We start from the raw sequence: 13,939 nt of genomic DNA, 5'->3' as shown, positions 1-13,939 counted from the left end.
CAGTCCTTACTTCGCGGGCTGCAGGTTGCTCAGCACAACGCCGTTGTCCCAGCTCTTCCAGGACGCGGGCAGGGCGTACTTGTTCTCGTTGGAGGGCCAGCCGACCGCGTTGGCCGTGCTGAACTCGGTCAGCATCGAGTTGACGTAGATCGGGATGTACGGCAGGTCCCGGACGATCTCCTGCTGGACGATGGCGTACTGGGCCTTCTGCGCGGCCTCGTCGTTGGTCGCGGTCGCGGCGGCCACCGCGGCGTCCACCTTGGGGTTCTTGTACCGCGCGTAGTTGCCGCTGTTCTGCGCCGCCTCGCCGACCTTGGCCGTGGTGACGGTGGTGTACTTCAGGTAGGTGAAGTACGGGTTGGTCGACGCGCCCAGCCCGATCGAGTCGAGCGACAGCTGGAACTTGCCCTGCACCTGGTTGTTGTTCCACTCGTTCCAGGACAGCTGGGTCGGCTTGATCTCGATGCCGGCCTCCTTGAGCTCCTGCTTCATGGCGTCGTTCAGCGAGATGTAGTCGCTCCAGCCGGTCACCGTCTGGATGGTCATCGACAGCTTCTCGCCGCCCTTGGCCCGGATGCCGTCACTGCCCTTGACCCATCCGGCCGCGTCCAGGATCTGGTTGGCCTTGGCGACGTCCGGGGCGCCCGGGGTGGTGGCGCTCGCCGGGTCGGCGATCCACTTCTTGTCCCGCTCAGGCAGCAGCAGGGTCGGTGACGCGGTCTCCGCGAAGCCGCCGCCGGCCAGCTTGTTCAGCTGGTCCCGGTTGAGCGCGTAGTAGATCGCCTGGCGCACGGCGGGGTCGGTCTGCGGACCCTTGCAGCCCAGCTCGGCGCCGGCGCAGGTGAAGACCGACGTGGTCATCGCCGGCGTGTTCACGTAGGTCAGGTTCTTCTGGTTCTTGAGCAGCTGCTCCAGGCCGGGCAGGAAGGCGCTCATCCAGTCGACCTGGCCGGCGGTCAGCGCGGCGGTCGCGGCGTCGGCGGTGGCCAGCGCGACGTAGCGGACGTTCTGGATCTGCGGCTTGCCCTGCTGCCAGTAGTTCGGGTTCTTCTCCATCACATAGCTCTGCGCGGAGAAGGTCTTCAGCTTGTACGGCCCGGTGCCGACCGGGCTCGGGTTGATCGACTTCGCCGGGTCGTCGATCTTGCTCCAGACGTGCTCGGCGACGATCGGGGTGTTGGCGATGACCGCCGCCTCCGCGGTGAACGACGGCACCTCGAAGGTCAGCACCGCGGTCTTGTCGTCCTTGGCCACCGAGGAGACGAGCTTCAGGCCGCTCGCGTTGATCGCCGGCGTGCGCTTGATCAGGTCGAACGTGAACGCCACGTCCTTGGCGGTGAACGGCTGCCCGTCCGACCACTTCACCCCGTCGCGGGTGGTGATGGTCAGCACCTTGCCGTCCTTGTCCCAGGAGAAGGCGGTGCCCAGCATCGGCGTGGGCTCGGACTCCTTGGCGAAGTTGAACCAGTAGAGGGTCTCGTAGATCAGCCCCTGCGTGGGCTGGAGCAGGGTCGGGCTGAACGGGTTCCAGTTCTCGACGATGGTGCCCGTCGCCCCGTTGAAGATGGTTATCGAGCTGTTCCCGGCGTTGCCTCTGGTGGTGCCGCCGTCGCTTTTGCCACCGGAGCAACCGGCGACGGCCAGGGTCAACGCGGCAGCCGCAGCCACCGCGACCTTCAGCTTGAACATATGTAGATACCTCGATCTTCAACGCCGCCGTCGCCGGCGGCGGGTTACCGGCCCGGGGTCACCCGCGCATGCCCAGCCCAGCGCGGGACTCACCTTTGACGGGGACATTATTAAGTGGCTTAAGTTTGCAATGTCAAGAGGAGATGTCAGGTCGTCGCTCGGTGCGTCATTTGACGGCACCACTGACTGCGGACGCCGGAACTATCCGGCCGGGCCACCCCGGTCTTGACCACTTTGTTAAGCTCATTTAGATTTCGTACGCCGGGAGCGCTTCCATCGGCGCGCCGGTCCTCGCCCGAGTTGCCCGGAGACGCGGCCCTCGCACAAGTCCGGGAGGGACGACCGGTCTCCGCTTGAACTGATCGTCCTCGATGTTCGTACCACCGGGCATCGAACCTCGGGGGACCGGAAGAGGAACAACCTGATGAGCGACCGCCCACGCATCGATCTGGACATCCTGCGCACGATCACCGACTGCCTCCGGCGGGCCAACGAGACGGCCCGCCGGGTCGCCGGGCCGCCCCTGCCCCGGCCCTCCTTCACCGGCGGCGAACCGGCCACGCCGCTGGCCCGCCGCATCCGGCGGCCACGATGACCCTCTACTTCGACCTGCCGCGCACCACCCCGATCACCGCGGATCCGTCACCGTGGCGGGATCGCCGGCCCTCGCCGCGCCTGGTGCAGGCGACCGTCGGCAGCGGTTTCCTGGCCGCGCTGCTGCTCGCGGCCGGGGTGTGGTCGGCCGTGGTCGGCGACGCCGGGGCGGCGCTGGCCTGCGGTGCCGCCGTGCTCATCCTCGGGCACCTGTGCGGCCTGCTGCTCAACCTCTGGGTCCGCCCGCACAACACCGGCGACCGGGTGTGGATCAGCCGGATCGACGACGGGACGCCGGGGCTGACGTTCGGGTACTCCCGGCGGCTCTACTACTGGTACGCGAGCTTCCTGACCCTGCTCACCGTTACTCAGGCGACCCTGGCGCTCCGCAGCCCGGCGCTGGCCGTGGGAGCGCTCCTCACCGCCGCGCCACTCTATGTCCTGCTGCGCCACGCCCCCGGGCGGCTGGCGCTCACGCCGGACGGGGTCTACCACCACGGCGTCTGGACCCAGCAGTTCGTCCCGTGGCAGGCCGTCCGCGAGATCCTGCCGGGCGAGCAGGCCCGCGTCCCGGTGATCGCGCTCCCAGCGACCCCGTCACCGGACGCCCGGGTCCGCCGCTCGCTGTTCCGCGCCCCGGATGACGTGGCGATCCAGGTCCCGTGGCTGGCCGCCGAACCGAGCCTCGTCCTCCAGACGCTCCGCTGGTACCACGCCAACCCGGCCCACCGCTTCGAACTCTCTTTCCAGATCGCCGCCGACCGAGTCCACCAGCGCACCTGGCACCACCACTAACCCCCCCCCCAACCCAGGCTGGCGCCCACCGCCCTATCCCAGCCCCGGATAGGTCCACCAGCCCCAGCCGAGCCCGTCGGGCTGGCGGTCATGGCCCTATCTCGGGCCCGGATAGGGCCACCAGGACCAGCCCGAAACAGCCGCGCCGCGCGTCACGGTCCCGAACCCGACCACCAACCCCAGCCGGGAACTGTCGAGCTGGCGCTCACCGCCCTATCCCGGGCCCGGATAGGGCCACCAGGACCAGCCCGAAACAGCCGCGCCGCGCGTCACGGTCCCGAACCCGACCACCAACCCCAGCCGGGAACTGTCGAGCTGGCGCTCACCGCCCTATCCCGGGCCCGGATAGGGCCACCAGGACCAGCCCGAAACAGCCGCGCCGCGCGTCACGGTCCCGAACCCGACCACCAACCCCAGCCGGGAACTGTCGAGCTGGCGCTCACCGCCCCATCCCGGGCCCGGATAGGGCCACCAGGACCAGCCCGAAACAGCCGCGCCGCGCGTCACGGTCCCGAACCCGACCACCAACCCCAGCCGGGAACTGTCGAGCTGGCGCTCACCGCCCCATCCCGGGCCCGGATAGGGCCACCAGGACCAGCCCGAAACAGCTGCGCCGCGCGTTATGGTCCCGAACCCGACCACCAACCCCAAGCCGGGAACTGTCGAGCTGGCGCTCAGCGCCCTATCCCAGACCCGGATAGGGCCACTAGCCCCAGCCGGGTCTGTCGGGCTGGCGGTCATGGCCCTATCTCGGGCCCGGATAGGGCCACCAGGGCCAGCCCGAAACTGCCGCGCTGCGCGTACCCGACCGTCAGGGCCAGCCTGGAACTGTCGGGCTGGCGTTCATGGCCCTAACTCGGGACGGGATAGGGCCGTGAGGGCCAGCCGGGAGTACTGCCACGCTCGGCTGGTGGACGACGAGAGGTGCGGGCTGCCGGTGACAGGGCGGCGGGCCGCGGATTCGGAACGGGTGAGGAAAAGGGGTGTCAGGGCTGGGCGGGGGCTGGGCGGCGGCCTACCGAAAACAGGTCCAGGAACAGGGCTGCCAGGGCGACCAGGCCGAGGAGGGCGAGGCCGAGCGCGTACGACTGGAAGTGCCCGTAGATCGCGCCCATCACCAGCGGCGGGACGAAACCGCCGAGACCGCCGGCCGCGCCGACCACCCCGGTCACCGAGCCGACCTGGCTGGCCGGGGCGAGTTGGGCGACCAGGGCGAACGTCGCACCACTACCGGCGCCGAGCGCGGCTGCCATGGCCAGGAAGGCGACCGTGCCGGCCGGAACGAGACCCGGGGTGAACGCCTGGGCGACCGCGCCGAGGACCACGATGCCCAGCGCCACGGCGAGCACCCGGCTGGCGGCGAACCGGTCGGCCAGCCAGCCGCCGACCGGCCGCATCACGACGGCGAGCAGCACGAACCCGGCCATCCGGTTCGCCGCGTCGGCCGGGGTGAGGGTGTAGGCGGTCTTCAGGTACGCCGGGAGGTAGACCGAGAAGGCGACGTAACCGCCGAAGGCGACCGCGTACAGCGCCGAGGCCTGCCAGGTGACCCGCAGCCGCAGCGCCGCACCGAGCCGCTGAGCCAGCGGGGCCGACGGGACGACCCGGCCCGGTGCGTCACGCAGCAGCAGCCAGGCGACCGCGGCGTAGGCGACCAGCACGATCGCGGTCAGGATGAACGGGGTGGCGGTGGTGCCCGCGGTGACGAGCCGGACCGTGGTGAGCGCGCTGATCGCGGTGCCGCCCATGCCGGCGCCGAAGATGCCGACCGCGAGACCGCGGCGCTCCGGCGGGAACCAGGCGTTCACGAACGGGACGCCGACCGCGAACGCGGTCCCGCCGATGCCCAGGAAGAACCCGCCGACCAGCAGCGCCGCGAGCGAGTTGTGGCCGGCGAGGCCGAGAAAGAGCACCGGCACCACGGTGGCGAGCGAGACCAGCGGGAACATGATCCGGCCGCCGAACCGGTCGGTGAGCGCCCCGACCGGGATCCGGCCCAGCGAACCGACTACGACCGGCACCGCCACCAGCAGCGCCTGCTGGAACGAGCTCAGTCCGAGCGCCGCCTGGAACTTCGCGGCGAGCGGGCTGATCAACGCCCACGCCCAGAAGTTCACGGCGAACCCGATCGTCGCCAGCGCCAGCATCAGTCCCCGCCGCGCGGTCCGCGGTGCCGTCTCGCCGGCGACGCCTGCCGCCCGGTCCACGGTTGTGCTCATGGTCCACCTCAACTGTCCGTGCTTCGCCCGGCCACCGGCTCGGGCCCTGCAGGATCAGCCTTCCGGCACCTGACCGGCGCAAACAGGGACCTTGGACCCGTGTTGCCGGGACCGTCCCGACACCGCCGGGGCGGCGAAAACCGGCCGAACGGCCCGGCGCCACGCGGCGAAAACCGACCGAACCGCCCGGCACCCCACGCCGAAAACCAGCCGCACCACCCAGCGCCCCACACCGAAAACCAGCCGCACCACCCAGCGCCCCACACCGAAAACCAGCCGCACCACCCAGCGCCCCACACCGAAAACCAGCCGCACCACCCAGCGCCCCACACCGAAAACCGGCCGCACCACCCAGCACTCCACGCCGAAAACCGGCCGCACCGCGCCGCACGCCGGAAACCGGCCGAGCGGCACGGCGCCGCGCGGCGATCACTTCGCCCCGGCCCGCGGGGGCTCGTGCAGCCGGGTCACGAGCGGTGCGGGTCAGGCGTGCCGGAGAAGGGCGACCAGGAAGTCGGACTCGGGGGTGAGGGGCCGAAGGTCCCACGTGCTCAGCAGAAGGCCCGGGACCAGCCCGGCCACGGCGGCGTCGGCGAGGAACTCGTCGAAGGGATAACCCCGCCCGGCGCCGAAGCCGATCGCCGCCCGGCCGCTGGGCGCCAGGTGCCGGGCGAAGCGCCGCAGGATCTCCACCCGGCTGTCCGGCGCCGCGAAGGTCATCACGTTGCCGGCGCAGACGATCGCGTCGAACGGCGGCCCGGGCAGCGACAGCTCGGCGAGGTCACCGACCAGCCAATCGGGGCCGGGATGGTCGGCGACGGCGGCCGCGATCAGCTCCGGGTCCAGGTCGACGCCGGTCACCTGGTGCCCGAGGGTCGCCAGGTGGCCGCCGACCCGGCCGGGACCGCAGCCCGCGTCCAGGATCCGCGCCCCGCGGGGCACCATGGTGTCCACCAGGCGCGCCTCCCCGACCAGGTCGCGCCCCTCGGCGGCCATGGCCCGGAACCGGTTGATGTACCACTGCGAATGCCCCGGGTCCTCGGCGAGCTTCCGCAGCCACCCGTTGTGTACCGTCACTGCGCCTCTGCGACTTCCTCTATCCAGCCCATCGCGGCGATCGCGGTGGGAAAACCACACGTGGTGATCGCGCCCAGCGCCACCGCGCGCACCTCGTCCAGCGTGGCGCCGTGCCGCAGCGCCTTACGCACGTTCGACCGGACGGCGCCCTCGGACTGCGCGCCGATCGCCATCGCCAGGCGGAGCAGCCGATCGGTGCGCGGATCGAACGGGCTCCGCTCGCGCACCGCCTGCGCGAGCGCGCCCTGTGCCTCGGCCACCTCCGGGAAGCGACCGAGAAACTGCTGGTAGACCTCGGGCAGATACGCGTCGTCCATGCCCTCACGGTACGGCGCGGCGAGCGGCCGCGAAGCTGACCTCCGCGGTCTCCGCCGTCTCGGCGGTGCGGCCCGGCGCGCTCGTGTAATCCCAGTACAGATTCGTGTGCGCGACCACCAGCTCGGGACTCGGCGCGCCCCACGCGCTCAGGTCCCCGGTGGTGTGCGCGTCGCGGACCAGCGTCACGTCATAGCCCCGGGTGAAGGCGCCGTGGATCGTCGAGCGGATGCAGGCGTCGGACGACGCGCCGGTCACCACGAGGCGGCCGACCCGTCGCTCGGCGAGACGCTCCTCGAGGTTGGTGGCCTCGAAGGCGTCCCCGTATTTCTTGTGCACCACCGGCTCACCGTCGGCCCGGGGCAACTCCGTCACGAACTCCCACTGAGGGCTGTGCAAGGGCAGATGCTCCTCGTCGGAGTGCTGCACCCACAGCACCGGCACCTGCTCGAAGCGGGCCCGCTCCACCAGGGCGGCGATGTTGCCGATCACGGCGTCGCGGTTGAACGCCTCCTGCATCACACCCGTCTGCACGTCGATGACCAGCAGCGCGGTGCCCGGCCGGTCGGACAGAGTGGTCATGGCAAACCCTCCCGTGGAAGAAGTCGACCTCACCCTAGGACCACCCCCCGACATTTCCGGTGGCTACCGGCCGCTCCGGTCGTACCGTAAAGCGGTGTCCCGGACCACAGCGGGCGCCGGCGGTCCGGCGGGCACCGGCCCGCGACGGGCCCGATAGACGACATACGGTCGCCAGAGGTAGGCGAGCGGCGCCGACCAGACGTGCACGAGCCGGGTGAACGGCCACAGCGCCAGGAACAGGAAGCCGCCGATCGCGTGCAGCTGGTAGACCAGCGGCGCGCCGGTCATCAGCTCGGTGTGCGGCTGGAACCAGAAGATGCCGCGGGACCAGACCGCGATCGTCTCCCGGTAGTCGTAGCCGGGGCCGAGCAGGTTCTCGCCCACGGTCGCGGTCATCCCGAGCACGACCATGGCGGCCAGGAAGGCGTAGAGGACCTTGTCCATCCCGGTGGTGACCCGGCGGATCCGGCCGCTGACCAACCGCCGCGCGATCAGCAGGACGAGTCCGGCCACCATGACGATCCCGGTGACCGTGCCGCCCCAGACCGCGACCTGGTGGTAAAGATGCTCGGGGATGCCCAGCGTCTCGGTGAGCGACGCCGGGACGAGCAGGCCCATCGCGTGCCCGCCGATCACCCCGAACGCACCGAGGTGGAACAGCGGCGACCCGAGCCGCAGCAGCCGGCTCTCCAGCAGCTGACTGGTGTGCGTGGTCCAGCCGAACTGATCGTGACGCCACCGCCAGACGTGCCCGGCGATGAAGACGGCCAGGCAGGCATACGGCACCACGATCCAGATCACGGTGTTCATCGCGCCACCTCCGCGGCGTTGCGAGTGGCATAGGGGGCGAGGTCCGGCCCGCGGCCCACCGCGTCGAGACCGACGGCCTCGACCGGCGGACCGTCGAAGGCGAGGGCCGCCAGGTCGGCACGGTCCGCTTCGGAGAGTTGCGGCAGGACGGCACACACGGCTTCCAGGACTTTCGCGTACGGCGTAAGCGTCTCCCCCAGCGCCGCGCGCAGCAGCTCCAGCCCGTGCCGATGCTGCCGCAGCGGCGCCTCCCCGTCCCCCGGCCCCACGGTCGCGGCGAACTCGAGCACCACCGGCAGCAGGTCCGGCAGCTCCCCGCCGGCGAGTCGCAGCCCGTGCGCGCGGTAGCGCTGCTTGAGCATGAGCAGCGCCATCCCCCGCTTCCGGGTGTCGCCGTGCAGGTAGTAGGTGAGATAGAGCCCGGACTTGCGCCGCAGGTCGAAGGTCTGCACGTAGTGCCGCTGCGCCTCGATCGGCGTCTCGGACAGGTACCAGTCGAGGAACTCGGTGAGCAACGCCCGCGCCTGTGCGTCCTCGATTGCACCGGTGAGGTCCCGCAGCTCCGGACCGGCCGCCAGCAGCTCGTCGTCGGGATAGGTGAGCAGCAGCGACGCCAGCTGGAAGATCCGGGCGCGGTCCGGGGCGCTCATGACCGTCCCCGCAGCGGGTTGATGCTCAGGCCGCGGCGGCCGTCGCCGCGGGAGAAGATCCCGGGCCGCTCCCCGGTCAGGTGGAACGCCTCGACGGTCTGCTCGCCGCCCGTGCCCGGCCCGCCGGAGCAGTCCAGCGAGCAGTCGTTGTGCCGGGTGGCCTGCGCCTCCAGCGCGGCCGCGTCCCTGGTGTGCGCGACCGGGATGACGTACCGCTCGTCGTACTTGGCGATGGCCAGCAGCCGGTACATCGCCTCGACCTGCTCCCCGGTCATCCCGATCCCGTCGAGCAGCTCCCCGGCCACCGTCCCGTCCAGGGTCCGGGCCCGCATGTAGGACCGCATCGCGGCCAGTTTCATCAGCACCCCGCCGACCACCTCGGCGTCCCCGGCGCTGAACAGCTCGGCCAGGTACTCCACCGGGATCCGCAGGTCACCGATGGTGTGGAAGATGTCGTCCGCGTCGGTGTCGTCGCGCCCGGCCGCCCCGGCCGCGTCCAGCACCGGCGACAGCGGCGGCACGTACCAGACCATCGGCAGCGTGCGGTACTCCGGGTGCAGCGGCAGCGCGATCCGGTATTCGCCGATCAGCTTCCAGACCGGCGAGTTCGCGGCCGCCTCGATCCAGTCCTCCGGCATCCCGGCGTCCCGGGCCGCCCGCTGCACCTCGGGGTCGGTGGGGTCGAGGAAGACGGCCCGCTGCGCGTCGAGCAGGTCCGCGTCGTTCTCGACGCCGGCCGCGGCGAGCACGGCGTCCTCGTCGTACCAGAGCAGGCCGAGGTAGCGCAGCCGGCCGACGCAGGTCTCCGAGCAGATCGTCGGCTGGCCGGCCTCGATGCGCGGGAAGCAGAACGTGCACTTCTCCGCCTTGCCGGTGGCGTGGTTGACATAGACCTTCTTGTACGGGCAGGCCGACACGCACATCCGCCAGCCGCGGCACCGGTCCTGGTCGACCAGGACGATGCCGTCCTCCTCGCGCTTGTACATCGCGCCGGACGGGCAGGCCGAGACGCAGGCCGGGTTGAGGCAGTGCTCGCAGATCCGGGGCAGGTGGAACATGAAGGTCTTCTCGAACTCGAACTTCACCTTGTCGGCGAGGTGGCGCAGGTTCGGGTCCTCCCGTGCGGTGTCCCCGCCGAGCGAGTCCTCCCAGTTGGCGCCCCAGGTGATCGCCATCGGCTCGCCGGTCAACCGTGAGTGCGGCCGTTTCACCGGAGTGTCTTCCCGGGATGGCGCGTCGACCAGGATGTCCTTGTCGAAGGTCGCCGGCTCGTAGTAGTCGTCGATCGCCGGCAGGTCGGGATTGGCGAACAGCTTTCCCAGCCGGGCGAGCCGGCCGCCGCCGCGCAGGGTGAGCCGGCCGGAGCGGTCCAGTTTCCAGCCGCCCTTCCAGCGCTCCTGGTCCTCGTAGTGCTTCGGGTACCCGATGCCGGGCTTGGTCTCGACGTTGTTGAACCAGACGTACTCGGTGCCCTCCCGGTTGGTCCAGGTCTGCTTGCAGGTGACCGAGCAGGTGTGGCAGCCGATGCACTTGTCGAGGTTCATCACCATCGCCAGCTGCGCGCGGATCCGCATCAGTACTCAACCTCCTGCGTACGGCGGCGGATCACGGTGATCTCGTCGCGCTGGCTGCCGATCGGGCCGTAGTAGTTGAAGGCGTAGGTGAGCTGGGCGTGCCCACCGGCCAGATGGGTCGGTTTGATCAGCAGCCGGGTCATCGAGTTGTGGTAGCCGCCGCGCTTGCCGGACTTCTCCGCCTTGGGGACGTTCACCGTGCGCTCCGGCGAGTGGTACTGGAAGACGGTGCCCTCGGGCATCCGGTGCGAGACCACGGCGCGGGCGACCACGACGCCGTTGCGGTTGTGCGCCTCGATCCAGTCGTTGTCCCTGACCCCGATCTTCTGCGCGTCCGGGACGCTCATCCAGATCACCGGGCCGCCCCGGGAGAGCGCGAGCATCAGCTCGTTGTCGTGGTACATCGAGTGGATCGACCACTTGGCGTGCGGCGTCAGGAACCGCACGGTCACCCCGCCGTCGACCGCGTCGCCCGGCCTGCCGAAGTGCCGGGCCATGTTCAGCGGCGGCCGGAACCCGGGCAGCTGCTCACCCAGCTCGGCGACCCAGTCGTGCTCGACGAAGAAGTGCTGCCGGCCGGTGAGGGTGTGCCACGGCTTGAGCCGCTCCACGTTGATCGTGAACGGGGAGTAGCGGCGGCCGCCCTTCTCCGAGCCGGACCACTCCGGGCTGGTGAAGACCGGCTGCGGTGCCTGCTGCGTGTCCGCGTAGGTGATCCGGTCGTTCTCGTGGCCCTCGATGTAGTCGGTGAACTTCTGACCGGTGCGCTTCTCCAGCTCGGCGAAGCCGGCGTGCGCGAGCCGGCCGTTGGTGGTGCCGGAGAGGGTCAGGATCGCGTCGCACATCCGGTCGGCGGTGGCCAGCGACGGGCGGCCGTCGATCGTGCCGTTCTGATGCTTCAGATACTCGATCTCCGGGTTCACGTCGACGGTGATCGCCTTGGTGGTGGTGCCGAGCCTGTCCAGTAGCGGCCCGACCGTGCGCATCTTCTTGCCGAGCTGTGTGTAGTCCCGCTCGATGGTGATCAGTTTCGGCATCGTCCGGCCGGGCACCGGGTCGCACTCGCCGAACTTCCAGTCCCGGACCCGTCCGCTCGGCATCGCCAGCTCGTCCGGGGTGTCGTGCTGCAGCGGCACGGCGAGCACGTCGGTACGCACACCCAGGTGCGTCCCGGCCAGCTCGCTCACCTTGTCGGCCAGGGCCAGGAACGTGTCGTAGTCGGTGTGCGCCTCGCCGGCCGGCGCCACGGCCGGGCTGAACGAGTGCACGAACGGGTGCATGTCGGTGGTGGAGATGTCGTGCTTCTCGTACCAGGTGGCGGCGGGCAGGACCAGGTCGGCGTGCAGGCCGGTGTTGGTCATCCGGAAGTCGATCGCGGTGAGCAGGTCGAGCTTGCCGACCGGCGCCTCGTCGCGCCAGACGACGTCGCGGGGACGATCGCCGGGGCCGCACTCGGTGGCGGAGGCCGAGCCCTCGACGCCGAGCAGGTGGCGCATGAAGTACTCGTTGCCCTTGCCGGAGGAGCCGAGCAGGTTGGCCCGCCACAGGGTCAGGCAGCGCGGGAAGTTGACCGGGTCGTCGGGGTCCTCGGCGACCGGCCGCAGATTGCCGGATCTCAGCTGACCGACCACGAACTCTTCGATCGGCCGCCCCGCAGCCACAGCCTCGTCCGCGAGGTCGAGCGGGTTGCGGTTGAAGAACGGGTGCCCCGGGCTCCACCCCATCCGCTGCGCGGCGGCGACCGTGTCCGCGAACGCCATCCCCTTGAACCGGCCGGTGCCCAGCGGCGAGGACAGCTCGTCGGCCGGCACCCGCTCGTAGCGCCACTGGTCGGTGTGCAGGTACCAGAACGGGGTGGAGGCCTGGTGCCGCGTCGGGCGCTGCCAGTCGAAGGCGAACGACATGTGCTGCTGGCCGGTGACCGGGCGGGCCTTCTCCTGCCCGACGTAGTGCGCCCAGCCGCCGCCGTTCACCCCCTGGCAGCCGGTGAGGGTGACCAGCGAGATGAAAGCGCGGTAGGTCATGTCGGAGTGGAACCACTGGTTCGCCCCGGCGCCCAGGACGATCATCGACCGGCCGTGGCTGCGCTCGGCGTTGCGGGCGAACTCGCGGGCGATCCGGGTGGCCAGTGCGGCCGGGACGCCGGTGATCCGCTCCTGCCAGGCCGGGGTGTTCAGGTCGTCCTCGCCGCCGACGTTGTATTGGGCCAGGACCAGGTCGTACACCGTGGTGACCAGGTGCTCGCCGACACGGCGGACCGGCACGCGGCGGGTGACGGTGGCGCCGCCCTCGGTGTCGCCGATGTCGAAGCGGGCGAGCTCGATCTCCGCCGTCTCGTCGCCGGCGATGCCCAGGGCGGGGACGACATCGCCCAGATCGAGGTTCCAGCGGCCCGGTTCGGCGTACCGGAAACCGAGCGAACCGTTGGGGACGACGACCTCGCCGGTCCCGGCATCGATGAGCACGGTCTTGTGAGATCCGTCAGGATCGCCGAGGTCAGCGGCGGTGAGGAAGCGGTCCGCCTTGCCGTCGGCGATCGTCACCAGGAACGGCAGGTCGGTGAACGTGCGGACGTAGTCCTGGAAGTAGGGCACCTGGCGCTCGACGAAGAACTCCTTGAGGACCACGTGGCCCATCGCCATCGCGAGGGCGCCGTCGGTGCCGGGGTGCGGCGCCAGCCAGTCGTCGGCGAACTTCACGTTGTCCGCGTAGTCCGGGCTGACCGCGACGACCTTGGTCCCCTTGTAGCGGGCCTCGGCGAGGAAGTGCGCGTCCGGGGTGCGGGTGACCGGGATGTTGGAGCCCCACATCATCAGGTACGTCGCGTTCCACCAGTCGCCGGCCTCGGGCACGTCGGTCTGGTCGCCCCAGATCTGCGGGGAGGCGATCGGGAGGTCCGCATACCAGTCGTAGAAGCTGAGCAGCGTGCCGCCGAGCAGCGCGTGGTACCGCGTGCCGGCCGCGAAGGAGGCCATCGACATGGCCGGGATCGGCGAGAAGCCGACCACCCGGTCCGGTCCGTAGGTCTTCGTGGTGTACACGTGCGCCGCGGCCACGATCTCGATCGCCTCGTCCCAGGACGCGCGGACGAAACCGCCGCGGCCGCGCTGCGACTTGTAGGCGCGGGCCTTGAGCGGGGTCTCCACGATCTCGGCCCAGGCCAGCACCGGGTCGCCGAGCCGGGCGCGGGCCTCGCGGAACATCTCGGCGAGGGTGCCGCGCAGGTACGGGTGGCGGACGCGGGAGGGCGAGTACTCGTACCAGGAGAAGGAGGCGCCGCGGGGGCAGCCGCGGGGCTCGTAGTCGGGGGCGTCCGGGCCGGCGGCCGGGTAGTCGGTCGCCTGGTGCTCCCAGGTGATCAGGCCGTCGCGGACGAACACGTTCCACGAGCAGGAGCCGGTGCAGTTCACCCCGTGGGTGGAGCGGACGACCTTGTCGTACTTCCAGCGGTCGCGGTAGAACGCCTCCCCGTCGTTGTCACTGACCTGGTGCAGGGTGCGGCCGTGGTCGGCAACCGTCTCCCGGGTGAGGAAGCGGCGCGCGGCCAGCAAGGGCGCAGCGGGTTCGGGTGACACGTCGGCACTCCCAGGTCGGTGAACGGTGGCTCGCCTCCCAGAGTTGTCGATCACGCGTC

General features: G+C 70.7%; 12 protein-coding genes. 2 read left to right on the top strand and 10 right to left on the bottom strand.

Annotation, left to right across the window (positions count from 1 at the left end; genetic code table 11):
- Positions 1-6: 6 nt before the first annotated feature.
- Positions 7-1,689: an ABC transporter substrate-binding protein gene (locus Aiant_RS36295; protein WP_189331732.1), complete on the bottom strand. Its 1,683-nt coding sequence runs from the start codon at positions 1,687-1,689 to the stop codon at positions 7-9.
- Between the two features lie 424 nt (positions 1,690-2,113).
- Here Aiant_RS36295 and Aiant_RS36290 point away from each other — a divergent pair, with 424 nt between their 5' ends.
- Together Aiant_RS36290 and Aiant_RS36285 are read left to right on the top strand one after the other, a co-directional pair.
- Entirely contained in the window at positions 2,114-2,284 is a 171-nt protein-coding gene (locus Aiant_RS36290) for a hypothetical protein (protein ID WP_189331733.1), read from the top strand.
- Positions 2,281-3,078: a hypothetical protein gene (locus Aiant_RS36285; protein WP_189331734.1), complete on the top strand. Its 798-nt coding sequence runs from the start codon at positions 2,281-2,283 to the stop codon at positions 3,076-3,078. The genes Aiant_RS36290 and Aiant_RS36285 overlap by 4 nt, the downstream gene beginning before the upstream one ends.
- A 986-nt stretch (positions 3,079-4,064) precedes the next feature.
- Here Aiant_RS36285 and Aiant_RS36280 read toward each other — a convergent pair.
- The 9 genes from Aiant_RS36280 to Aiant_RS36240 form a co-directional block, all read right to left on the bottom strand.
- Positions 4,065-5,297: an MFS transporter gene (locus tag Aiant_RS36280; protein ID WP_212846614.1), complete on the bottom strand. Its 1,233-nt coding sequence runs from the start codon at positions 5,295-5,297 to the stop codon at positions 4,065-4,067.
- Positions 5,298-5,351: 54 nt separating this feature from the next.
- Positions 5,352-5,648, bottom strand: coding sequence for a hypothetical protein (locus Aiant_RS36275; RefSeq protein ID WP_212846613.1), 297 nt, complete (start codon positions 5,646-5,648; stop codon positions 5,352-5,354).
- Between the two features lie 132 nt (positions 5,649-5,780).
- The gene (locus Aiant_RS36270; RefSeq protein ID WP_212847288.1) at positions 5,781-6,293 is read right to left on the bottom strand and encodes a class I SAM-dependent methyltransferase; all 513 of its coding nucleotides are present in this window, start codon (positions 6,291-6,293) and stop codon (positions 5,781-5,783) included.
- Between the two features lie 77 nt (positions 6,294-6,370).
- Entirely contained in the window at positions 6,371-6,691 is a 321-nt protein-coding gene (locus tag Aiant_RS36265) for a carboxymuconolactone decarboxylase family protein (RefSeq protein WP_189331737.1), read from the bottom strand.
- 4 nt (positions 6,692-6,695) lie between these two features.
- The gene (locus Aiant_RS36260; RefSeq protein ID WP_189331738.1) at positions 6,696-7,271 is read right to left on the bottom strand and encodes a cysteine hydrolase family protein; all 576 of its coding nucleotides are present in this window, start codon (positions 7,269-7,271) and stop codon (positions 6,696-6,698) included.
- Positions 7,272-7,334: 63 nt separating this feature from the next.
- A complete protein-coding gene (gene narI, locus Aiant_RS36255) occupies positions 7,335-8,081 on the bottom strand; it encodes a respiratory nitrate reductase subunit gamma (protein WP_189331739.1) in 747 nt (248 codons plus the stop codon).
- Positions 8,078-8,731, bottom strand: coding sequence for a nitrate reductase molybdenum cofactor assembly chaperone (gene narJ / locus Aiant_RS36250; RefSeq protein WP_189331740.1), 654 nt, complete (start codon positions 8,729-8,731; stop codon positions 8,078-8,080). Before narJ ends, narI begins: the two co-directional genes overlap by 4 nt.
- Positions 8,728-10,305, bottom strand: coding sequence for a nitrate reductase subunit beta (gene narH / locus Aiant_RS36245; RefSeq protein WP_189331741.1), 1,578 nt, complete (start codon positions 10,303-10,305; stop codon positions 8,728-8,730). Before narH ends, narJ begins: the two co-directional genes overlap by 4 nt.
- On the bottom strand, positions 10,305-13,856 hold the full coding sequence (locus Aiant_RS36240; RefSeq protein ID WP_189331870.1) for a nitrate reductase subunit alpha: 3,552 nt from the start codon (positions 13,854-13,856) through the stop codon (positions 10,305-10,307). The genes narH and Aiant_RS36240 overlap by 1 nt, the downstream gene beginning before the upstream one ends.
- Positions 13,857-13,939: the final 83 nt, after the last annotated feature.

It is taken from the genome of Actinoplanes ianthinogenes (assembly GCF_018324205.1).
GTDB lineage: Bacteria > Actinomycetota > Actinomycetes > Mycobacteriales > Micromonosporaceae > Actinoplanes > Actinoplanes ianthinogenes.
This window is presented reverse-complemented; position numbering and strand designations above follow the sequence as displayed.

Coding starts and splice junctions, on each gene's coding strand:
- narI (WP_189331739.1), bottom strand. CDS start 8,081: ATGAACACCGTGATCTGGATCGTGGTGCCGTATGCCTGCCTGGCCGTC.
- Aiant_RS36265 (WP_189331737.1), bottom strand. CDS start 6,691: ATGGACGACGCGTATCTGCCCGAGGTCTACCAGCAGTTTCTCGGTCGC.
- narJ (WP_189331740.1), bottom strand. CDS start 8,731: ATGAGCGCCCCGGACCGCGCCCGGATCTTCCAGCTGGCGTCGCTGCTG.
- Aiant_RS36295 (WP_189331732.1), bottom strand. CDS start 1,689: ATGTTCAAGCTGAAGGTCGCGGTGGCTGCGGCTGCCGCGTTGACCCTG.
- Aiant_RS36270 (WP_212847288.1), bottom strand. CDS start 6,293: ATGGCCGCCGAGGGGCGCGACCTGGTCGGGGAGGCGCGCCTGGTGGAC.
- Aiant_RS36260 (WP_189331738.1), bottom strand. CDS start 7,271: ATGACCACTCTGTCCGACCGGCCGGGCACCGCGCTGCTGGTCATCGAC.
- Aiant_RS36280 (WP_212846614.1), bottom strand. CDS start 5,297: ATGAGCACAACCGTGGACCGGGCGGCAGGCGTCGCCGGCGAGACGGCA.
- Aiant_RS36285 (WP_189331734.1), top strand. CDS start 2,281: ATGACCCTCTACTTCGACCTGCCGCGCACCACCCCGATCACCGCGGAT.
- narH (WP_189331741.1), bottom strand. CDS start 10,305: ATGCGGATCCGCGCGCAGCTGGCGATGGTGATGAACCTCGACAAGTGC.
- Aiant_RS36290 (WP_189331733.1), top strand. CDS start 2,114: ATGAGCGACCGCCCACGCATCGATCTGGACATCCTGCGCACGATCACC.